The sequence below is a fragment of the Delftia sp. WSY_16 genome (assembly GCF_043104415.1).
Taxonomy (GTDB): Bacteria; Pseudomonadota; Gammaproteobacteria; order Burkholderiales; family Burkholderiaceae_C; genus Comamonas; species Comamonas tsuruhatensis.
The window spans coordinates 348,133-367,715 of sequence record NZ_JBICKS010000040.1 but is presented as its reverse complement, the minus strand read 5'-3'; the positions used below and the strand labels follow the sequence as shown (position 1 = coordinate 367,715).

Annotated in this window: 19 protein-coding genes; 11 read left to right on the top strand and 8 right to left on the bottom strand. The window is 65.6% G+C overall.

The window, feature by feature from the left end; translation table 11 throughout:
• The first annotated feature begins 10 nt into the window (after positions 1-10).
• Genes ACF8O7_RS21355 through ACF8O7_RS21345 form a run of 3 tightly spaced genes read left to right on the top strand, consistent with a single transcriptional unit; the run spans position 11 to position 2,840 of the window.
• Positions 11-1,543 (top strand): PepSY domain-containing protein, encoded by a 1,533-nt coding sequence (locus ACF8O7_RS21355; protein WP_203399422.1) that lies wholly within the window; start codon positions 11-13, stop codon positions 1,541-1,543.
• A 23-nt stretch (positions 1,544-1,566) separates the two neighbouring features.
• Positions 1,567-2,058 carry a MarR family winged helix-turn-helix transcriptional regulator gene (locus ACF8O7_RS21350; protein WP_392444210.1) on the top strand — a complete coding sequence of 164 codons (492 nt, stop codon included), beginning with the start codon at positions 1,567-1,569 and terminating at the stop codon, positions 2,056-2,058.
• Positions 2,055-2,840 carry a DNA alkylation repair protein gene (locus ACF8O7_RS21345; RefSeq protein ID WP_392444208.1) on the top strand — a complete coding sequence of 262 codons (786 nt, stop codon included), beginning with the start codon at positions 2,055-2,057 and terminating at the stop codon, positions 2,838-2,840. The genes ACF8O7_RS21350 and ACF8O7_RS21345 overlap by 4 nt, the downstream gene beginning before the upstream one ends.
• Here ACF8O7_RS21345 and fur read toward each other — a convergent pair.
• From fur to ACF8O7_RS21315, 6 genes are all read right to left on the bottom strand, one after another.
• A complete protein-coding gene (gene fur / locus ACF8O7_RS21340) occupies positions 2,827-3,276 on the bottom strand; it encodes a ferric iron uptake transcriptional regulator (RefSeq protein WP_016445966.1) in 450 nt (149 codons plus the stop codon). The genes ACF8O7_RS21345 and fur overlap by 14 nt on opposite strands.
• A gap of 17 nt (positions 3,277-3,293) precedes the next feature.
• Entirely contained in the window at positions 3,294-3,854 is a 561-nt protein-coding gene (locus ACF8O7_RS21335) for a hypothetical protein (RefSeq protein ID WP_016445965.1), read from the bottom strand.
• Positions 3,851-4,000 (bottom strand): type B 50S ribosomal protein L36, encoded by a 150-nt coding sequence (gene ykgO, locus ACF8O7_RS21330; RefSeq protein WP_013802515.1) that lies wholly within the window; start codon positions 3,998-4,000, stop codon positions 3,851-3,853. Before ykgO ends, ACF8O7_RS21335 begins: the two co-directional genes overlap by 4 nt.
• A gap of 44 nt (positions 4,001-4,044) precedes the next feature.
• The gene (gene folE2, locus ACF8O7_RS21325) at positions 4,045-4,935 is read right to left on the bottom strand and encodes a GTP cyclohydrolase FolE2 (protein WP_392444207.1); all 891 of its coding nucleotides are present in this window, start codon (positions 4,933-4,935) and stop codon (positions 4,045-4,047) included.
• A 95-nt stretch (positions 4,936-5,030) separates the two neighbouring features.
• A complete protein-coding gene (zigA, locus tag ACF8O7_RS21320; RefSeq protein ID WP_392444205.1) occupies positions 5,031-6,251 on the bottom strand; it encodes a zinc metallochaperone GTPase ZigA in 1,221 nt (406 codons plus the stop codon).
• A 66-nt stretch (positions 6,252-6,317) separates the two neighbouring features.
• Entirely contained in the window at positions 6,318-6,761 is a 444-nt protein-coding gene (locus ACF8O7_RS21315; protein WP_392444203.1) for a transcriptional repressor, read from the bottom strand.
• A 315-nt stretch (positions 6,762-7,076) separates the two neighbouring features.
• On the opposite strand from ACF8O7_RS21315, the gene ACF8O7_RS21310 reads away from it, so the two are divergent.
• Positions 7,077-7,286: a hypothetical protein gene (locus ACF8O7_RS21310; protein WP_016445961.1), complete on the top strand. Its 210-nt coding sequence runs from the start codon at positions 7,077-7,079 to the stop codon at positions 7,284-7,286.
• Positions 7,287-7,397: 111 nt separating this feature from the next.
• Entirely contained in the window at positions 7,398-7,745 is a 348-nt protein-coding gene (locus ACF8O7_RS21305; protein ID WP_016445960.1) for an RNA-binding protein, read from the top strand.
• Positions 7,746-7,901: 156 nt separating this feature from the next.
• Here ACF8O7_RS21305 and ACF8O7_RS21300 read toward each other — a convergent pair whose 3' ends face one another.
• Entirely contained in the window at positions 7,902-10,136 is a 2,235-nt protein-coding gene (locus tag ACF8O7_RS21300) for an NADP-dependent isocitrate dehydrogenase (protein WP_392444201.1), read from the bottom strand.
• A 644-nt stretch (positions 10,137-10,780) separates the two neighbouring features.
• Here ACF8O7_RS21300 and ACF8O7_RS21295 point away from each other — a divergent pair.
• The 6 genes from ACF8O7_RS21295 (at position 10,781) to ACF8O7_RS21270 (ending at position 18,123) form a co-directional block, all read left to right on the top strand.
• Positions 10,781-12,190, top strand: coding sequence for a GntP family permease (locus ACF8O7_RS21295; protein WP_016454628.1), 1,410 nt, complete (start codon positions 10,781-10,783; stop codon positions 12,188-12,190).
• Between the two features lie 307 nt (positions 12,191-12,497).
• Positions 12,498-13,535, top strand: coding sequence for an aliphatic amidase (locus ACF8O7_RS21290; protein WP_012205469.1), 1,038 nt, complete (start codon positions 12,498-12,500; stop codon positions 13,533-13,535).
• Between the two features lie 72 nt (positions 13,536-13,607).
• On the top strand, positions 13,608-14,465 hold the full coding sequence (locus ACF8O7_RS21285) for a CbbQ/NirQ/NorQ/GpvN family protein (protein WP_016454627.1): 858 nt from the start codon (positions 13,608-13,610) through the stop codon (positions 14,463-14,465).
• A gap of 12 nt (positions 14,466-14,477) precedes the next feature.
• Positions 14,478-16,202, top strand: coding sequence for a nitric oxide reductase activation protein NorD (locus ACF8O7_RS21280; protein ID WP_392444199.1), 1,725 nt, complete (start codon positions 14,478-14,480; stop codon positions 16,200-16,202).
• Positions 16,203-16,282: 80 nt separating this feature from the next.
• Positions 16,283-17,431 (top strand): transporter substrate-binding domain-containing protein, encoded by a 1,149-nt coding sequence (locus tag ACF8O7_RS21275; RefSeq protein WP_392444197.1) that lies wholly within the window; start codon positions 16,283-16,285, stop codon positions 17,429-17,431.
• Between the two features lie 2 nt (positions 17,432-17,433).
• The gene (locus ACF8O7_RS21270) at positions 17,434-18,123 is read left to right on the top strand and encodes an ANTAR domain-containing response regulator (protein WP_392444196.1); all 690 of its coding nucleotides are present in this window, start codon (positions 17,434-17,436) and stop codon (positions 18,121-18,123) included.
• Between the two features lie 212 nt (positions 18,124-18,335).
• Here ACF8O7_RS21270 and ACF8O7_RS21265 read toward each other — a convergent pair whose 3' ends face one another.
• Positions 18,336-19,475, bottom strand: a complete 1,140-nt coding sequence (locus ACF8O7_RS21265) for a hypothetical protein (RefSeq protein WP_392444194.1) — start codon at positions 19,473-19,475, stop codon at positions 18,336-18,338.
• Positions 19,476-19,583: the final 108 nt, after the last annotated feature.

The following is a 19,583-nucleotide window of genomic DNA, read 5'->3' as shown; positions in this document are numbered from 1 at the left end:
GAGACGCACCATGCGCCTTCACCTCAAACGCTGGCTGTTCCTGCTGCACCGCTGGCTGGGCATTGCCCTGTGCCTGTTCTTTGCGCTGTGGTTTGTCTCGGGCATGGTGATGATGTACGTGGGCTACCCCAAGCTCACGCAGGCCGAGCGGCTGCGCCACCTGCCGGCGCTCGATGGCAACGCCGCCCTGCTCGCGCCCGCCGAGGCGCTGCGCGCGGCCGGCATCGACGGCCCGCTCAAGGACCTGCGCCTGCATGCCGGCAGCGCCGGCCGTGCCAGCTATCTGGTCACGCCCGAGGGGCGGCGCCAGCCCGTGGCCATCGATGCGGCCAGCGGCCAGGTGCTGCCCGCCACCAGCCAGGCGCAGGCCCTGGCCAGTGCCCGCACCTTCGCGGGGGACGGCACGGGCCTGCACTACCTGGGCACGGTGGATGAGGATGCCTTCAGCCACTCGCGCGCGCTGGACATCCACCGCCCCCTGCACCGCGTGCAGCTTGACGATGCAGATGGCACGCTGCTGTACATCTCCGGCACGACGGCCGAGGTGGTGCGCGATGCCACGCGCACCGAGCGCGGCTGGAACTACCTGGGCGCCTGGCTGCACTGGCTGTACATGTTCAGGGGCAATGCCTTTGATGGCGCCTGGGCCGACATCGTCAACGTGCTGTCGCTGGTCGGCATTGCCGTGGCCATCACCGGCACCGTGGTCGGGGTGATGCGCTGGCGGTTCAGGCAGCCCTACCGCAGCGGCCTGCGCACGCCCTACCCGGGCCGCGCCATGCGCTGGCACCATGTGGCGGGCCTGCTGTTCGCGCTGACCACGCTGGCCTGGATCTTCAGCGGCCTGATGTCCATGAACCCCTGGCGCCTGTTCGACACGGGCACGCCGCCACTGCACATGGCCCGGTGGCAGCAGGGCCCGCTGCGCCTGACCGGGGACGACGCCACGCCGCAGTCGCTGATCGCCGCGGCGGGCGGTCCCGTGCGCGAACTGCGCTGGCTGCGCACCGCAGGCCGCACCGAGGTGCTGGCCCAGCCCGCAGCAGGCACGCCCCTGGTGCTGGACAGCGCCAGCGCAGCGCCCGCAGCCCACTCACGCGAGGCCCTGCTGGACCGCGCGGCCGTGCTGGTCGACGCACCCGTGCTGCGCAGCGAATGGCTGACCGCGCACGACCTGTACTGGTACGAGCGCGCCGAGCACACCATGATGGGCGGCCATGACAAGCCCCTGCCCGTTCTGCGCGTGGTCTTTGGCGATGCCGCGGCCAGCTGGGTGCACATCGACCCGCACACGGGACAGGTGCTGGGCCGGCTGGACGGCATCCAGCGCCTCAAGCGCTGGCTGTTCGCCATGCTGCACAGCTGGGACTGGCTGCCGCTGCTGCAGCGCCGGCCGCTGTGGGATGCGCTGCTGCTGGCCTTCAGCCTGGGCGGCCTGCTGATGAGCGCCACGGGCGTGGTCATCGGCCTGCGCCGGCTGCGCAAAAAGCGCAGCCACGGAGCCCGGATGCCGGCAACGGCCAAGGCGGGCGCACATGGTTAGCCACCATACTGTATGCTTGCCACATGCAACTCGAACAGAAATACCAGGCCCTGCTGGCCGAGGCCGAGCGCCGCAAGCTGGACGACGTGGACAGCATGCGGCTGTGCTTCCAGACCCTGTCCCTGGCTGCGCGCATCGACCGTGACTGCGCCGCGCTGCTGGCGCCGCACGGCCTGTCCGAAGGGCGCTTCGTGCTGCTGTTCCTGCTGGAATCCGCCAGCGAAGGGCTGGCCCCCAACCACCTGGCCGAGCAGGCCGGCATCACCCGCGCCACCGTGACCGGCCTGCTGGACGGCCTGGAACGCGAGGCCCTGGCCGAGCGCCTGCCCGACCCGGCCGACCGCCGCGCGCTGCGCGTGCAGCTCACCGCCAAGGGCCGCCAGCTGGCGCGCAAGCTGTTTGCCCGGCACAGCCAATGGATCGCCGGCCTGTTTTCCAACCTGTCGCCCGCCGAACGCGGCCAGTTGGGAAAGCTGCTGGCCAAGGCCGCCGCAGGCGTGGAGGCCTGCGCATGAAGGCGCCCGCCCCCCGGCGCAAGGGCGCCAACCGCACGGTCGATATCACTCCCGAACTGCTGCAGGCCCTCTCCCTGGGCGAGATAGAGACCGCCACGCTGACCGAAAGCCTGGCCGTGGACCAGGCCCGGCTGCTGCAGGCCGTCTTCCCCAACGCGTGGCCGCAGCTGGAGGATACGGCGCAGGCGCTGGGCCAGCTGGGCATTCTCAAGCGCATGGAGTGCATTGGCGGCCTGCTGTGGCAGGCGCTGGGCCAGGCCGGCTGGCAGCGCTGCCTCACGCACCGATCTGACACGGTGCGCGGCTGGGCCTGCTTCATGGCCGGTGCGCAGCCGGGCCTGACCCTGAGCCAGCGCCTGGAGCTGCTGCAGCCGCTGGCCGATGACCCGCATTTCGGCGTGCGCGAATGGTCGTGGATGGGCGTGCGCCCGCATCTGGCCAGCGATCTGCCGCAGGCCGTGGCCGAGTTGTCCCGGTGGACAAGGCGGCCCTCCGACCGCCTGCGCCGTTTCGCCAGCGAGGCCCTGCGGCCGCGCGGCGTCTGGTGCAGCCATATCGCGGCGCTCAAGCAGCAGCCGGAGATCGCCCTGCCCCTTTTGCAGCGGCTGCGCGCCGATGCCTCGCCCTATGTGCAGGACTCGGTGGCCAACTGGCTCAACGACGCGGCCAAGAGCCGGCCTGACTGGGTGCGCGCCCTGTGTGCGCAATGGCTCCAGGAATCGCCCGTGCCCGCCACGCGCCGCATCTGCGAGCGTGCGCAGCGCAGCCTCAAGGAGCGGTAGGCGCCTGCCGGCCCGCCAGCCGCTCGCAGTCGGGCTTGACGCAGCGCCCGTAGAGGATGTGGGAGTGCTCCACGATGGCAAAGCCATGCGAGCGCGCCAGCAGCTTCTGGCGCTGCTCGATCACCGCATCGTGGAACTCCTGCACCAGGCCGCAGCGCGTGCAGATCAGGTGGTCATGGTGCTCGCCGTCATCGAGTTCATAGACCGCCTTGCCCGCCGCAAAGCGCTGGTGCCGCAGCAGCCCGGCCTGCTCCAGCTGCGCCAGCACGCGGTAGACCGTGGCCAGGCTGGTGCCCCGGCCCTGGTCATGCAGCTGGCGATAGACCTCCTCCGCCGCCAGATGCCGGTCGGCCCCGTGGCGAAAGATGTCCAGCACCCACAGTCGCGCCAGCGTGGCCTTCAGCCCCAGGTTCTTGAGGTCAGCGGAATCGGACATGCAGCCCTCCCGGCCGGTCAGAACTCATTGTGGATGGCCTTGTAGCCGCGCACCAGTTCGTTGTTGGTGCGGACCACGTCCTCGGAGAAATCGCTGGCATCGGCGGGCACCTGGGCCAGCGTGGACAGGTCGGTCTCCGGGCCTATGCGCGCGGTGGACGGCACATAAAAGCCTGGCGGCAGGTGGCATCCATCGACCACGGCGTTGTAGCGCACCACGCAGCCGTCATCGACCACGCAGTTGAACAGCACGCTGTTGAAGCCGATGAACACGCCATTGCCCACGGTGCAGGGTCCGTGGACGATGGCGCGATGGGCGATCGAGGTGTGCTGCCCCACGCTGACGCGCGCGCCCGACTTGGAGTGGATCACCACCCCGTCCTGGATGTTGGAGTGGGCACCGATCACGATGGGATCGATGTGGCCGTCCGCATCCATCTCGTCGGCACGGATCACCGCATAGGGGCCGATGAAGACGTTCTCCTCCACGATCACCAGTCCGCACAGGATGGCCGTGGGGTCCACGAAGGCGCTGGCATGGATGCGCGGCAGGTCGCCGCGCGGGTTCTTGCGGATCATCCCTTGCGCCTGTTCTTTGCGCCGCCCTGGCGGGCCTTGAAGCGCGGGTTGCTCTTGCAGATGACGTAGATGCGGCCGCGGCGGCGCACCACCTGGCAGTCTCGATGGCGCAGCTTGGCTTCCTTGAGGGACGAGAGCACTTGCATGGAAAACTCCTTGGGTTGTAGACAAACGGGGGCCGGCTCGCGGGTCATGCCCAGGACACGGCGTCGTGCGGATGCAGGCTCTCCATGTGGCGCACATGCACGCGCGGCTGGGCGTAGCTGCCTTCCAGCGCGGCCTGTATGCGGCGCGCCGCATCCTCGACAAACATCAGGTTGCGGCCGTTGAGCGCGGCAAAGGCCTGCTCGTCGGCGCGCTTGACGGCGGTCTGCACGGGCGTGCCCAGCGCCTGCTCCACGCGGGCGATCAGGGGCAGGATGCCCAGGTCGGGCGCATCACAGGCCAGGTCCACGCTGATCTGGGCCTCGCTGCGCTGGCTGTGTGCCGTGGCCAGCGTGCCGTGCCGGCGCAGCCAGGAAGCCACCTGGTCCGGCTCCACCAGCGGCTCGCCCGCAAAGGCCTGCAAAAAGCCCTGCTCCAGCAACTGGCGCGACAGTGCCGCCGAGCAGGGGCAGGTCGAGGAATAGCCCACGCCCACCTGCAGCCGCAGCTGGAACACGCCCTGCGCCAGCGTGGCGTCCAGGCGCACGGGATAGGACTTCCAGCCCGACAGATCGTGGGTGACCAGGGCGGGCCGCTGGGTCAGCAGGTCCAGCGACAGGCGCAGCCGGGCGCTGCGGCTTTGGCAGTCCAGGTGGCTGTCGATCATGGCCTGCAGCGCATGGCGCAGCGCCAGGGCAGACAGCGCGGATTCCTCGGCCAGGCTGTCCAGTTGGCGGTACAGCCGGGACATGTGTATGCCCTTGACATGGGCCGCAGGAAGATCGACCTGCACATCGGCACGCGCATGCAGCTCGCGCCAGTAGCCGGGCTCGGCCACGGTCACGGGCAGGTCTATGCCCTGCATGCCCACCCATTGCAGCGGGCTGAGGCTGGGCGCGGGATCGGTCAGGGAAACATCGGGAAGAGGTGCAAGCATTCGGGGCTCCAGGGGCCACGCCCGCGAGGGCGGCGCGGCAAGCGTTCAATGTCGGCTCAGGGCCGACTCAGGGCCGGCTCGGTACCGGCCGGGCATCAGTTCCATCCGGGAAAGGGGTTGTCCCACTGCGTCCAGGCCTGCGGGCCCAGGGCCATTTCTGCATCGGTCAGCAGGCACTCGTCCAGGCGGGCGCGCAGCGCGTCCTCGTCCATGCCCATGCCGATCAGCACCAGTTCCTGGCGCGCGTCGCCCACGCCATCGACCCATTTGTCCAGGATGCGCTCCACGCTTTCGGGGTCGCGCGGCCAGCGCTCGGCCTCCACGGCGGCCCACCAGTGGCCGGCCGGCCCATGGCGGGCCACGGCGCCGGCCTGCGACCAGGAGCCGGCCAGCGCCGGATGGCTGGCCAGCCAGAAAAATCCCTTGGAGCGCACCACTCCGGGCCATTCGCTTTGCACCAGGCCGAAGAAGCGCCGGGGATGAAAGGGGCGGCGGGCGCGGTAGACAAAGCTGGCAACGCCATAGGCCTCGGTCTCGGGCTGGTGCGTGCCACGCAACTGCTGCAGCCAGCCCGGCGCCCTGGAAGCCTCCTCGAAATCGAACAGCCCCGTATCGAGCACGCGATCCAGCGGCAGCTGGCCGAAGGACGCGATCTCCAGCCTGGCACGCGGGTTGAGCCCGCGCAGGATGGCCATGAGCCGGCTGCAGTCCTCGTCGGTGACCAGGTCGATCTTGTTGAGCACGATCACATCGCAGAACTCCACCTGCTCGATCAGCAGATCGACCACGGTGCGGCGGTCCTCCTCGCCCAGCGATTCGCCGCGCGAGCGCAGGCTGTCGCGCGAGCCATAGTCGTGCAGGAAGTTGAAGGCATCGACCACGGTCACCATGGTGTCCAGCCGCGCCACATCGCCCAGGCTGCGTCCGTCCTCGCCCGCGAAGGTGAAGGTCTCGGCCACCGGCAGCGGCTCGGAGATGCCCGTGGACTCGATGACCAGCTGGTCGAAGCGGCCCTCGCCCGCCAGCCGCGCCACCTCCACCAGCAGGTCCTCGCGCAGCGTGCAGCAGATGCAGCCGTTGCTCATCTCCACCAGTTTTTCGTCGGTGCGCGACAGGTCGGCCCCACCATCACGCACCAGGGCAGCGTCGATGTTGACCTCGGACATGTCGTTGACGATGACGGCCACGCGCCGACCTTCGCGGTTGTGCAGGATGTGGTTGAGCAAGGTGGTCTTACCCGCGCCCAGAAAGCCCGACAGTACGGTCACCGGCAATCGGGCATGCGGCGGCTGAACCGGCGCTACGGTATGCATCATGGAATCTCTCAAGCAGGGAAAGGGAGCACGCTGCTGGCACTGCAGCCGCGTGCGGCAGGCAGGGCCTCAGGCGTGCAGCGCAGTGCAGGCAGAGCACTTGCCATGCAGCTCGATGTTCGAATGGGCCAGCGCGAACGCATGGCCGTGCGCCCAGTTGCCCAGGCAGCGGTTGAGCGCGTCGTCGACAAACTCGTCCACCTGCCCGCAGCTGTCGCAGATCGCAAAGGCCGAGAAGTCATGGCTGCCCTCATCCGGGTGCGAGCAGCACACATAGGCGTTCAACGACTCCAGGCGGTGGACCACGCCCTGCTCGGCCAGCTTGTCCAGCGCGCGGTAGACCTGCGTGGGGGCGCTCAGCCCGTCGTCACGCAGCTGGTCGAGCAGTGCATAGGCCGTGCGCGGTGCACCGGCCTGGCGCAGGGCGTCGAGCACCCGTTGCTGGTTGGCGGTCAAAGGGGTGGGCATGGTGATTTCCTGTTCCAGAAAACGGTTGGCGATGTTGCGCCACATCAGAATTGTGACGTTATAACATAACAAAACAACGGCTGTCAGGCAGGTTTTTACAATTAAAAAGAATATTAAGTTGCGTTTAAATATTCAACAGGATATAGTCAGCACCGTTGTCGAGACCCGTACCCAGTACCTGAGTCGGCAACCACATCTCCCGCGCAACGGCTTGCCAGCCGCTTCCTGCAGGATGTGTTTCGCGACCTTTGTCGCCCAGTTGGTCTGTAGAGCTGCAGCCAACCGAGTTCCTAGATGCTCACGCAGGCCTTTTCAAGGCTGCGAACCTGACTGAACCACATTTCAAACACCGGCATTCCCATGGGCAAGTACGTCGTCTCGCCCTCGACACACCCGACCGACTGCGGCCGCTTCCGTGCCTCCTTCTCGGTCCATCGCTCCCAGGGCAACGGCAGCTACTGCCGCGTATTCCGTTTCGACAAGGCATTCGCCTCCAGCGAAGCGGCACGGCTGTTTGCCGTCACCCAAGGCTGGCTTCAGACCTGCATGCAGCACCCGCCTGCGTGCTGATGGCCCGCTTGCTGCGAACCCCTATCCATTTCCTGCGGCGGATTGCACAGTCCTCCGCCTGCATTCCAACGGTGCGCCCGTTTGCGCACATCTAAGCAAAGAGGTTTTCCTATGACCACCAAAATCTACGTGGGCAATCTGCCCTACTCCGTGACCGACTCCAGCCTGGAAAGCAACTTCGCCGAATTCGGCAGCGTGGCTTCCGCCAAGGTCATGATGGACCGCGAAACCGGCCGCTCCAAGGGCTTCGGCTTTGTGGAGATGGCTTCTGCCGAAGTCGCCCAGGCCGCCATCACCGGCCTGCACGGCATGTCCGTGGACGGACGCTCGATTGTCGTGAACCTGGCGCGTCCTCGCGAAGAAGGCCGCAGCTCGGGTGGCTACAGCCCGCAAGGCTATGCAGGCAAGCGTGCCGACGTCGGCTATGGCAATGGCGGACACGGCGGCGGTCGCTACTGATAGCGTCCAATTCCAAGAAAGCCGGCTCTCTGGGCCGGTTTTTTTTTCGCCTGCGGTTTTCTGCCGATGTCGGCATGAAAAAACCGGCCGCCCTTGCGGGCCGGCCGGTCATGCTTCAAGCCTGCCGGGGTCTGGCCCCGGCAAAGGCGAAGTGGCTTACCGCAGCGCGTCGATGGCGGCGTTGAAGGTGGCGCTGGGGCGCATCACGGCGTCCATCTTGGCCACGTCGGGCTGGTAGTAGCCGCCAATGTCCACGGCCTTGCCCTGCACGGCGCGCAGCTCTTCGATGATCTTGGACTCGTTGTCCGTCAGCTGCTTGGCCAGGGGAGCGAACTTGGCGGCCAGCTCGGCGTTCTCGGTCTGGGCAGCCAGGGCCTGCGCCCAGTACAGGGCGATGTAGAACTGGCTGCCGCGGTTGTCCAGCTCGCCGGTGCGGCGCGAAGGCGACTTGTCCTCGTCCAGCAGCCTGCCGGTGGCTTCGTCCAGGGTCTTGGCCAGCAGCTTTGCGCTGTCGTTGCCGTTCTTGATGCCCAGGTCTTCCAGCGACACGGCCAGTGCCAGGAACTCGCCCAGCGAATCCCAGCGCAGGTGGTTTTCTTCCACCAGCTGCTGCACGTGCTTGGGAGCGGAGCCGCCGGCACCGGTTTCGTACATGCCGCCACCGGCCATCAGCGGCACGATGGACAGCATCTTGGCGGAGGTGCCCAGTTCCATGATGGGGAACAGGTCGGTCAGGTAGTCGCGCAGGATGTTGCCGGTCACCGAGATGGTGTCCAGGCCGCGGGCCACGCGCTCCAGCGTGTAGCGCATGGCGCGGACCTGAGACAGGATGTGGATTTCCAGGCCCGTGGTGTCGTAGTCCTTGAGGTAGGTGTTGACCTTCTTGATCAGCTCGGCCTCGTGCGGACGGTAGGGGTCCAGCCAGAACACGGCAGGCATGCCGGAGTTGCGTGCACGCGTGACGGCCAGCTTGACCCAGTCGCGGATGGGCGCATCCTTGACCTGGCACATGCGCCAGATGTCGCCCTGCTCCACGTTCTGGCTCATCAGCACTTCACCGGTGGCCAGGTCGACGATGTTGGCAACGCCGTCTTCCTCGATCTCGAAGGTCTTGTCGTGCGAGCCGTACTCTTCGGCCTTTTGCGCCATCAGACCCACGTTGGGCACGGTGCCCATGGTCTTGGGGTCGAAGTTGCCGTGCCACTTGCAGAAGTTGATCATCTCCTGGTAGATGCGGGCAAAGGTGGACTCGGGCATCACGGCCTTGCAGTCGTAGGGCTTGCCGTCGGCGCCCCACATCTTGCCGCCCTGGCGGATCATGGCGGGCATGGACGCATCGACGATCACGTCGTTGGGCGAGTGGAAGTTGGTGATGCCCTTGGCGGAGTCCACCATGGCCAGCGCGGGACGGTGTTCCTGGCAGGCGTGCAGGTCACGGATGATCTCTTCGCGCAGCGAGGCGGGCAGCGTCTCGATCTTCTCGTACAGCGTGGACATGCCGTTGTTGACGTTGACGCCCAGCTCGTCGAACAGCTTGCCGTGCTTCTCGAAGGCTTCCTTGTAGTAGATCTTCACGCAGTGGCCGAACACGATGGGGTGCGAGACCTTCATCATCGTGGCCTTGACGTGCAGCGAGAACAGGATGCCGGCGTCGCGGCAGTCGTCCAGTTCCTTTTCGTAGAAGTCGCACAGCGCCTTCTTGCTCATGAACATGGAGTCGATGATCTCGCCGGCCTGCAGCGCGACCTTGGGCTTGAGCACCACGGTCTTGCCGCTCTTGGTGGTCAGCTCCATCTTGACGTCGCGGGCCTTGTCCAGGGTCATGGACTTTTCGCCGTGGTAGAAGTCGCCGTGCTCCATGTGCGAGACATGGGTTTGCGACCACTGCTTCCACTCGCCCATGGAGTGCGGGTGCTTCTTGGCGTAGTTCTTGACGGCGGCGGGAGCGCGGCGGTCGGAGTTGCCTTCACGCAGCACGGGGTTCACGGCCGAGCCCAGGCACTTGCCGTAGCGCGCCTTGATGTCCTTTTCCTGGTCGTTGGACGGGTTCTCGGGGTAGTCGGGGAGTGCGTAGCCCTTGCCCTGCAGCTCCTTGATGGCAGCCGTCAGCTGAGCCACGGAGGCGCTGATGTTGGGCAGCTTGATGATGTTGACATCGGGCTCCAGCGTCTTCTTGCCGAGCTCGGACAGGGTGTGGGCCACGCGCTGGTCTTCGGCCAGGAATTCGGAGAACTCACCCAGGATGCGGTGGGCCACGGAGATGTCGGCGGTCTCGACATTCACGCCGGCGGGTGCTGCAAAGGCGCGCACCACAGGCAGGAAGGCACTGGTGGCCAGGCGCGGGGCCTCATCGGTCAGGGTGTAGATGATGGTGGGTTGCTGCGTGCTCATCTCTTGTCTCAGGTAGTGAAAAAGGTAGGGGTCGCGCCGCAGGCCGTCGAACCGGGCATCCCCTAGGGGAAACGGGCCGGTGCAGCCTGACGCTGTAGGACCGTCACGCAATGCCCCGTCGCGCCAGCATGCTGCCCCGGCGTTTTCTGCAATGCGATCCCACAATACAAAATTCTAAGCGGAACCTGCCGGATTTTTTAAGTCTTGTAGAAGACTTAGGGTTTTACAGCGGCATTCAGGCCCTGTTTTCACAGGGAAACGGCTTGGAGCCCCTGCGTTTTCTGCCATGCAAAAAATGCTGTGGCGTGACGGACACGCAAGCATGGCAGAGCACCGGGCCACACCCAGAGCCGATACATCCACAACGATTCATCGTGCGCGAAGCGGCGGGCAAACACCCCCGGCGAAAACCCCGTGATCAGGCGCTGATCAAGCGCTGTTCACGGCACACACAGGCCGGGTCGGAAACGCCCCCGGCCAGCACCGGCGTCTGGGGCAGCAATCGCACGCCAATGCCCGGGAACACGGGTAAACGTGGCGACATATTGCGCCAAGTCATCTACAAAGCACGCCAATTACGCCAAATTGTCATCCATCCACCTTTATTCTGTCTTTTTGACTAGAACTACTGGACTGGAGACGATTTGAGTACCCTGGCAATCGTGATTTCACTGGCGGGACTGATGTTCCTGGCCTACCGAGGCATCTCCGTGCTGCTGCTGGCCCCCCTGATGGCTGCCGTGGCCGTGCTGCTGTCCGGCGACCTAGGCCATATGCTGCCGCTGTACACCAGCACCTTCATGGGCGCACTGGGCAACTACATGCTGCAGTTCTTCCCCGTGTTCCTGCTGGGCGCGCTGTTCGGCCAGTTGATGGCGGACTCGGGCGCGGCCACCGCGATATCGCACTGGATCATGCGCGTGCTGGGCGAGAAGCACGCCATCCTCACCGTGGTGCTGGCCTGCGCCGTGCTCACCTATGGCGGCGTGTCGCTGTTCGTGGTGGCCTTTGCCATCTATCCGATTGCCAAGTCGCTGTTCCGCGCGGCCCATGTGCCCAAGCGGCTGATACCGCCCACCATCGCGCTGGGCTCGTTCACCTTCACCATGACGGCGCTGCCGGGCACGCCGTCCATCCAGAACGCCATTCCCATTCCCTACTACGGCACGAACGTGTTCGCGGCGCCGGGCCTGGGCATCATCGGCGGCATGACCATGCTGGCCCTGGGCCTGTGGTGGCTGCAGTCGCGCGCGGCCAAGGCACGCGTGGCGGGCGAAGGCTACGGCGATCATGACGACGCTGTCGAACAGGGCCTGCATGACGAAAGCGACCCCGCCCTGCACAGCCGCCGGGACCTGCCGCTGCTGCTGGCCCTGCTGCCGCTGGTGCTGGTGATCGCGGTCAACGCGCTGCTGACCTACGGCGTGTTCCCGCAAATGGATTTCGGCTTCCTCAAGGACCGTTTTCCTGCCGTGAACCCGGCCAAGCAGACGGGCCTGTGGGCGCTGATCCTGTCCCTGGCCGTGGCCTGCGCCGCACTGGTGCTGCTGGGCCTGGGCCGCTGGCGCAATCTCAAGGAGTCGGTGAACAAGGGCGTGCTGGGCTCCATGCTGCCCATCTTCAACACCGCCTCGGAAGTGGGCTACGGCGCCGTCATCGCGAGCCTGGCCGGCTTTGCCATCATCCGCGAGGCCGTGCTCAACGTGGCGCCCCACAACCCGCTGATCTCCGAGGCCGTGGCCATGAACGTGCTGGCAGGCATCACGGGGTCGTCGTCCGGCGGCCTGTCGATTGCGCTGTCCACGCTGGGCAAGGACTACCTGGCCATGGCCGCCCAGCTGGGCATCAGCCCCGAGCTGCTGCACCGCGTGGCCGTGATGGCGGCCGGCTGCTTCGACACCCTGCCGCACAGCGGCGCCATCATCACGCTGCTGTCCATCTGCGGCCTCACGCACCGCCAGTCGTACGGCAACATCGCCATCATGACCATAGGCGCGCCCCTGCTGGCCCTGGTGCTGGTGATCACGCTCGGCACCATGTTCGGGTCCTTCTGAGGGACCAGGGCGCAGAGCGCGCGCGGGAAATACCACGGCATCGCGCCCGCCACAACCGGCATATGACGTATATGCGCGGGGCGGGTGCATGGCAACAATGCATGCACGGCGATAAGGCATCGCCCCGGTTCATTCCCGCATCACCGACAAGACGACATCCGCTGCCAAAGCTGCCAGCGCCGATGTCGGGCAACAAGGCCCGAACCGCTCCCTGACCTGGAGCGGTTCGGGCCTTTTTTTGTTGGCCGGGAATCGAAGGGGCAGCGATGCCGCACGCCGCCCCCTCAACCCCTTCAGGAGCAGCAGCATGAGACACGGAGATATTTCCAGCAGCAACGATTGCGTCGGCGTGGCAGTGGTCAACTACAAGATGCCGCGCCTGCACACCAAGGCCGAGGTGCTGGACAACTGCCGCAAGATCGCGGACATGCTGGTAGGCATGAAGCGCGGCCTGCCGGGCATGGACCTGGTGATCTTTCCCGAGTACTCCACGCACGGCATCATGTACGACGCCAAGGAGATGTACGACACGGCCAGCGCCATCCCGGGCGAAGAGACCGAAATCTTTGCCGACGCCTGCCGCAGGGCCAATGTCTGGGGCGTGTTCTCGCTGACCGGCGAGCGCCATGAGGAGCACCCCAACAAGGCGCCCTACAACACCCTGATCCTCATGAACAACCAGGGCGAGATCGTGCAGAAGTACCGCAAGATCATGCCCTGGGTGCCCATCGAGGGCTGGTACCCGGGCGACTGCACCTATGTGAGCGAAGGCCCCAAGGGCCTGAAGATCAGCCTCATCATCTGCGACGACGGCAACTACCCCGAGATCTGGCGCGACTGCGCCATGCGCGGCGCCGAGCTCGTCGTGCGCTGCCAGGGCTACATGTACCCGGCCAAGGAGCAGCAGATCATGGTCTCCAAGGCCATGGCCTTCATGAACAACTGCTACGTGGCCGTGGCCAATGCGGCGGGATTCGACGGCGTGTACTCGTACTTCGGGCACTCGGCCATCATCGGCTTCGACGGCCGCACCCTGGGCGAGACCGGCGAGGAGGAAATGGGCATCCAGTACGCCGAGTTGTCCAAGCACCTGATCCGCGATGCGCGCAAGAACGGCCAGTCTCAGAACCACCTGTTCAAGCTGGTGCACCGGGGCTACACCGGTACCATCAACTCCGGCGACGGGGACAAGGGCGTGGCCGCCTGCCCCTACAACTTCTACAGCCAGTGGGTCAACGATCCCGAGGGCACGCGCGAGATGGTGGAGTCCTTCACGCGCACCACCGTAGGCACGCCCGAATGCCCCATCGAAGGCATTCCGCACGAGGCGCCCAAACACCGCTGACAGCGTCCTGCCTCCGAGCCTGCAGGCCTGGGGGCAGGCCCGCATATGAACACGGAAAGGTGAAGAGTGAAGATGAGCACGACAACAACCACAGGCCCGCTGCACGCTCCTGCCAACCAGGCCGCCGACCCGCTGGCGGCCTACCGCATCGAGGAAGAGCCCTTCTACCGCCCCTCGGGCCGCGAGGTGCAGCTGTACCGCCAGGCCTACCAGCACCGCATGCCGCTCATCCTCAAGGGCCCCACGGGCTGCGGCAAGACGCGCTTTGTGGAGTACATGGCCTGGGCGCTCAAGCGCCCCCTGGTCACGCTGGCCTGCAACGAGGACATGACGGCCTCCGACCTGGTGGGCCGCTACCTGCTGGATGCCGACGGCACGGCCTGGCACGACGGCCCGCTGACCCTGGCCGTGCGCCACGGCGGCATCTGCTACCTGGACGAGGTGGTGGAGGCCCGCCAGGACACCACTGTCGTCATTCACCCGCTGACCGATGCGCGCCGTGCCCTGCCGCTGGACAAGAAGGGCGAGGTGGTGCATGCCCATCCCGACTTCCAGCTGGTGGTCTCCTACAACCCCGGCTACCAGAGCAGCGCCAAGGACATGAAGCCATCGACCCGCCAGCGCTTCGCGGCCCTGGACTTCGACTACCCGGCGCCCGAGATCGAGGCGGACATCGTGGCCCACGAGACCGGCATTGCCCCGGCCACCGCTCGCAGCCTGGTCAGCCTGGCACGCAGCACGCGCGAACTGCGCCACCGGGGCCTGGACGAAGGCGCCTCCACCCGCATGCTGATCTACGCAGGCCTGCTGATGCGCGACGGCATGCCGGTGCATGACAGCTGCGACATGACCATCACCAGCGCCCTGACCGACGACCCCGACACCGCCGCCGCGCTGCGCCAGCTGGTCGAAGCCGAGTTCGGCGCCTGAGGGCCGCGCGCCATGGCCATCGTCTCCGCTGTCTTGCCCGAAGAGTCCCGTCTGCTGCACACGCTGGGCCTGCTGGCCAGCGGCCTCGCGCGCCAGCCTGTCGCCGTGCAGGCGCTGGCCAGGGCGCCGGCGCCGGGCCAGGCCCACGCCCTGCCGCCGCGCGCCGTGCTGATCAGCCAGCCTGCCCGGCTGCTGATTCCCGCCAACTTGCCCATTCAGGCACACCTGCACGCAGCGACGATGGCCCATGCCGCAGCCCATCTGCGCTTTTCACCCGCCCGCCAAGACAGCAGCGCCCTCAAGCCCATGGGCCAGGCCGTGGTGGGCGCACTGGAAGATGCGCGCGTGGAGCGGCTGCTGTGCCTGCAGCACCCCGGCGTGCGCCACTGGTTCGAGGCCTGCATCGCGCCCGAGCCCGACCCATCCGACCTGGGCTTTGCCGCCTTCATGGCCCGGCTGGACCGCATGCTGCTGTGGCCAGGCCGTATGGACGGCAACCACTGGATCCACAAGGCCCGTGACCTGTTCGAGGACACCGCCACGCGCCATGGCCTGGAGGACTACGCCGCATTCCGGGCCATTGCCTCCATCCTGGCCAACGACCTGGGCCAGATGCGCGTGCGCATGGACCCGCAGCACCATGCCGTGCCCAGTACCTACCGTGATGACAACAGCTATCTCTGGCAGCATCCGGAGTCGCCCCAGGGCGAGGAAGACACACTCGCGCTGCAGCAGAACGCTGCGCGCACGGCTCCGCCTCCATCGGCCGGCGCAGGACAGCAGTCCGATGCCCAGGAAGGCCAGTCGCTGGACCTGGACCCAGGCCTGGAACTGTCGCGCCACAGCTATCCCGAATGGGACCGCAGGTCGGAGCGCCTGAAGACGGACTGGTGCACCGTCATCGACACCCTGCCCGCATGGCAGGCCGAGGCTCTGGCCGGCAAAGGCTCCCAGGCCGGTAGACAGACACTGCCGCCCCTGCCGCTGCCGCCCGCACGCCAGCTGGACCGGCGCCAGCGCCTGCGCCGCCAGTGGGAGGGCGACGACCTGGACTTCAATGCCGCCATCGAGGTCCAGGTGGACCGCCGCCTGAACCTGCGACCGGAACCTCGCCTTTTCATGCGGGCCGGCAAAGGCCCGCGCCCCACCAGCGTGCTCGTGCTGATGGACGCTTCCGAATCGGTCAACACGCCCGGCCTCCACGGCGCCAGCCTGCTGGAGCTGGAGAAACAGGCGGCCCTCATGCTGGCCGAGTCGCGCGCAGGCCGCAGGACCGGCGTGGACCGCCTGGCCATCCACGCCTTCTCGTCCAACACGCGCGCCGAAGTCCGCTACCTGCGCCTGCTGGACTTCGGCCAACCCTTTGCCGCAGCAGCGGCCACCCGGTTGCAGGCACTGCAGGGGCGCCATTCCACCCGCCTGGGCGCCGCCCTGCGCCACGCCAGCAGCCTGCTGGCGGCCGAGCCTGCCGGCCAGCGCCATCTGCTGGTGATCACCGATGGAGCACCCGCCGACATCGACGTGCATGACGACCGCTACCTGATCGAAGACGCGCGCCATGCCGTGCAGCAGGCCCGCGCCGCAGGCATACGCATCAGTTGCCTGGCCGTGGACAGCCAGGCCGACGGCTATGTGCGCCACATCTTTGGCGGGCGCAACTACGGCATTGCCGACGACGCGCGGCATCTGCCAAGGCGGCTGTCCCAGATGGGCGCAAGGCTCGCAGCCGGCCGCTGACCACGGCAAGCGCCACGGAAATCTCGATTAACCTGAAGCCTGCAAAGAACGCACGCCAGCACCTGGCATACAAGGAACCCATGAACGACCCCGTCAGAGTCGGCATTCTTTACTCGGCCACCGGCACCACATCGACCATCGGCCAGTCCCAGCTGCAGGGCGCGCAGCTGGCCATCGACGAAATCAACGAGTCGGGCGGCCTGCTGGGGCGTGAACTGGTCGCCGTGCGCTACGACCCGGCCTCCACGCCGGCCCGCTATGCGGCCCTGGCCGAGCAGCTCATCGTGCGCGACGGCATCAACGTCATCTTCGGCTGCTACATGTCCAGCAGCCGCAAGGCCGTCATCCCCATCGTCGAGAAGTGGAACCGGCTGCTGTTCTATCCGACGCTCTACGAAGGCTTCGAGTTCTCGGGCAATGTCATCTACACGGGCGCCGCGCCCAACCAGAACAGCGTGCAACTGGCCGACTACATGACCAGCAGCTTCGGCGCGCGGGTCTACCTCATCGGCTCGGACTACATCTATCCCTACGAGTCCAACCGCATCATGGGCGAGCTGGTCATGCAGCACCCGGGCAGCGACAAGCTGGGCGAACACTACCTGCCGCTGGACGCCACCGAGCGCGACTACGCGGCCATCATGCAGGACATCCGCGCAAGGCAGCCGGACTTCATCTTCTCCACCGTGGTCGGCGACTCCACGGCCAGCCTCTACCGCGCCTATGCCGATGCGGGTTTCAACCCGCAGACCATGCCGATTGCCAGCCTCACCACCTCCGAGGCCGAGATCGCCCAGATGGGTGCCGACGTGGCGGCCGGCCACTTCACGGCCGCGCCCTACTTCCAGTCCATCGATTCACCGGCCAATGCGCGCTGCCTGGCCCGGCTGCGCCAGCGCCTGGGCGACGACTGCCGGCCCAACCTGTGCTGGGAGGCCGCCTACTTTCAGATGCACCTGTTCGCCAACGCCTTCCGCCAGGCCGGCAGTGACCGCATAGGCGAGCTGCTGCCCCATCTGCTGGGCAGCGAATTCGACGCGCCCCAGGGCCGCATCCGGCTGGACCCCGACAACCACCACACCTGGCTGCACCCGCGCGTGGGCCGCGCCAATGCACAGGGCGGCTTCACCATCGTGCGCCAGGCCACCCGGGCCGTCTCGCCCGACCCCTACCTGGTCACCCACTCCCTGGGCGACTGGACCGCCAGCCTCGGTGCCCTGGAGAACTGAGCGTGGATGCCGCCCCGAACAAGGACGCAGGCAGCGCTGCCACAGGCCGGCCGCTGCTGGAAAGAAAACCGCTGCTGCGTGCCACCTCGCCCCAACTGAAGGAACTGCGCCAGCTGCGCATTGCCATCGTCCACCCCGACGACGCGGACGGCCGACTGCTGGCCCAGCAACTGCAGCGCATAGGCTGCCAGGTCCAGGCCATCTGGCCGCCCCAGCCCAGCCTGCCCGAGGGCACGGACGTGGTCTTCCTGGCCGTGCGCCCCGATCACCTGCAGTTGAACTACGCCTGGACCCAGGGCGAGGGAGAGAGCCCGCCCACCGCCATCGCCGTGGTCAACTACGAGAACCCCACCATCGTCTCCGCCGTGCTGGAGCTGCAGGTGCAAGCCATCCTGCCCTCGCCCATCCGCTCCTTCGGCCTGCTGTCCACCCTGGTGCTGGCGCGCAGAAACCACAAGGAATCACGCCAGCAGCAGCAGCGCATCGCCAAGCTCCAGGCCAAGCTGCTGGGCCAGCGCCGCGTGGCCGAAGCCAAGGCCATCCTCATGCAAACCCACCAGATCAACGAAGACCAGGCCTACGACATGATCCGCGCCCAGGCCATGAGCCGGCGCAGCTCGGTGGAGGAGATTGCCCAGGCCATCGTCCATGCGAGCGAAATACTGTCGCTGGGCAAGCGCGTGGGCGGGTAAATCACGCAGGACTCCTGCCGCCAGCAGCCATGGCTTGACCCCGGGGAACCAGGGCCCTCTTTCTTTTGAACGCATGCAACGTGTCAAGAAAAGTGCCCCCGACGCCGAGGCTGTCGGGCTCGGCACGACGTGCTGATGCCCGCTAACTGAGGCTTTACATGGTCGGTTGATAGCAGAGTGCTTTCGCCTACAAGAGAAGCCTCTCAGCAACCTTACTTTGTCGCGGCCAGTTGGCTGATTCTCTGCATTGCGTTGTAGATTTCGCCAGCCATATACGAAGAAATCTCTTCACTGCTCACGCCAGGAACGAGGGCAGCGCTTCCCTTCTCAGCGGAAGCGCTCCAATGCAGATTAAACAAAAGCTCCTTCATATCGGCAGACTCCATTACATCAGACATCAGCCCGTGAAATTCCGTAATGATCTCCATACGTTTCTCGCCATCCTTCGCCAGCTTGCAAAGCTGCTGAAACCAAGATGCTCGACGCAGGTATTCTAGGAATTCAAGTACTTCAGGTTGATATACACCCTCCTGCCCATCAACCAAAAACTCTTTCCCAGGCGCAAAAGTATCACGATAACGGAGAAGCTCCTGTAGCTCATCAGCATTGATGTCAAAATCCAGCGCTGCCAACTTCTTGCGCGGCACTTTTAGCCAGCGCAGCTTCATTTCATGTACATCGCTCGTAATGCGCTGCGGAACCTGGCTCACACCTTTCTCATACATCTGGATATCCTGAACAAGGAGAGGGCGTTTCCCTATCAGGGAGGTTTTTGCCTCCTCACAAGCCCGGATGATCCAGTAAGATTGATCCTTGTCTTTGGCACTGAAGCTCGTGGAACTCCGGGCAATGAACTGAATATTTTCTGCCATTTCCCAAGCCACCACTGCCCAATAGCGGTGATCCGTCAGCTTCTCTCGGGAAGGCGATTCGTCATGAATATACTCATTCCATGGGCCGCTGGGCACAGTTCCGATGGCGGCAACCACTGCGGTCTTTTCATGGGTTCCCAACCATCCATAGCCATGAGCCTTGCCCCCTTCGAAAACACATAGAGCGTAGTCTTTACTGCTCTCCTCTGACTCAAAGCGGACGAAGCTTCCATCTCGCACAAAAGAAGCCAGAGCCTCGAACTGTTCGGATACCTGTTTGGTTATTTTATCAACATCAATCTCATCAATTATCAGCAGAGTTTTTTGATATTTTCCATGCCAGCCAATAGCTGCCATTGCGGCATCCAACGGCATATCCTCGGCAATCCATCCCTTGTCCTGCAGAAGCTTGGAAATCTCCTTGCCTTGCTTCTTGGCAATCTTGATGTTGATTTCAGTCTGACGAAAAGCGATACCCATTGCCAATTTCCTCTGAATATTTATCGCAAGCCTTGACACAGCTTCAGGCGCACGCATGAAACGCCCTACCAGGCGCATGCGTTCAAGTTACGAACGCAGCTTCCCGCA

Coding starts and splice junctions, on each gene's coding strand:
- ACF8O7_RS21355 (WP_203399422.1), top strand. CDS start 11: ATGCGCCTTCACCTCAAACGCTGGCTGTTCCTGCTGCACCGCTGGCTG.
- ACF8O7_RS21350 (WP_392444210.1), top strand. CDS start 1,567: ATGCAACTCGAACAGAAATACCAGGCCCTGCTGGCCGAGGCCGAGCGC.
- ACF8O7_RS21345 (WP_392444208.1), top strand. CDS start 2,055: ATGAAGGCGCCCGCCCCCCGGCGCAAGGGCGCCAACCGCACGGTCGAT.
- fur (WP_016445966.1), bottom strand. CDS start 3,276: ATGTCCGATTCCGCTGACCTCAAGAACCTGGGGCTGAAGGCCACGCTG.
- ACF8O7_RS21335 (WP_016445965.1), bottom strand. CDS start 3,854: ATGATCCGCAAGAACCCGCGCGGCGACCTGCCGCGCATCCATGCCAGC.
- ykgO (WP_013802515.1), bottom strand. CDS start 4,000: ATGCAAGTGCTCTCGTCCCTCAAGGAAGCCAAGCTGCGCCATCGAGAC.
- folE2 (WP_392444207.1), bottom strand. CDS start 4,935: ATGCTTGCACCTCTTCCCGATGTTTCCCTGACCGATCCCGCGCCCAGC.
- zigA (WP_392444205.1), bottom strand. CDS start 6,251: ATGATGCATACCGTAGCGCCGGTTCAGCCGCCGCATGCCCGATTGCCG.
- ACF8O7_RS21315 (WP_392444203.1), bottom strand. CDS start 6,761: ATGTGGCGCAACATCGCCAACCGTTTTCTGGAACAGGAAATCACCATG.
- ACF8O7_RS21310 (WP_016445961.1), top strand. CDS start 7,077: ATGGGCAAGTACGTCGTCTCGCCCTCGACACACCCGACCGACTGCGGC.
- ACF8O7_RS21305 (WP_016445960.1), top strand. CDS start 7,398: ATGACCACCAAAATCTACGTGGGCAATCTGCCCTACTCCGTGACCGAC.
- ACF8O7_RS21300 (WP_392444201.1), bottom strand. CDS start 10,136: ATGAGCACGCAGCAACCCACCATCATCTACACCCTGACCGATGAGGCC.
- ACF8O7_RS21290 (WP_012205469.1), top strand. CDS start 12,498: ATGAGACACGGAGATATTTCCAGCAGCAACGATTGCGTCGGCGTGGCA.
- ACF8O7_RS21285 (WP_016454627.1), top strand. CDS start 13,608: ATGAGCACGACAACAACCACAGGCCCGCTGCACGCTCCTGCCAACCAG.
- ACF8O7_RS21280 (WP_392444199.1), top strand. CDS start 14,478: ATGGCCATCGTCTCCGCTGTCTTGCCCGAAGAGTCCCGTCTGCTGCAC.
- ACF8O7_RS21275 (WP_392444197.1), top strand. CDS start 16,283: ATGAACGACCCCGTCAGAGTCGGCATTCTTTACTCGGCCACCGGCACC.
- ACF8O7_RS21265 (WP_392444194.1), bottom strand. CDS start 19,475: ATGGGTATCGCTTTTCGTCAGACTGAAATCAACATCAAGATTGCCAAG.